Origin of the sequence: Aestuariirhabdus haliotis (assembly GCF_023509475.1) — a bacterium.
In the GTDB taxonomy this organism is placed as follows: Bacteria; Pseudomonadota; Gammaproteobacteria; order Pseudomonadales; family Aestuariirhabdaceae; genus Aestuariirhabdus; species Aestuariirhabdus haliotis.
On record NZ_JAKSDZ010000108.1, the window covers coordinates 1 to 467 of the forward strand.

At 49.0% G+C, this 467-nt stretch carries 2 tRNA genes; both read left to right on the top strand.

Annotated elements, in window-relative coordinates:
- The first annotated feature begins 112 nt into the window (after positions 1-112).
- Positions 113-189, top strand: a tRNA-Ile gene (locus MIB40_RS19475).
- A 5-nt stretch (positions 190-194) separates the two neighbouring features.
- Positions 195-270 (top strand) — tRNA-Ala (locus MIB40_RS19480).
- Positions 271-467 lie beyond the last annotated feature (197 nt).

Below are 467 nucleotides of genomic sequence, written 5' to 3' on the forward strand. Positions count from 1 at the left end.
TAACAAGGTAGCCCTAGGGGAACCTGGGGCTGGATCACCTCCTTAAACGATAAGACGAAGCCTTTTAATAAGTATCCACACAAATTACTTGATCTACTGTTAGAACGAGATTGGGTCTGTAGCTCAGTTGGTTAGAGCGCACCCCTGATAAGGGTGAGGTCGGCCGTTCAAATCGGCCCAGACCCACCAATTACGGGGCCATAGCTCAGCTGGGAGAGCGCCTGCTTTGCACGCAGGAGGTCAGGAGTTCGATCCTCCTTGGCTCCACCACTTTTGCTTTGCCTGGTGGTGAATTGGTGTAGCGAGACAGCTGAGTGTTCAGCGATCCCGAAACCGGAAAGAGTTCAGAAAGGAATGCTTGATGAGTGATCATCGAGGATTGTTTTCTGGTCTTTGGCCAGCGGACTGTGTGTCCACGTTCTTTAACAATATGAAACTGTGATAGTAGTAAAAAATGTCTACTGGAA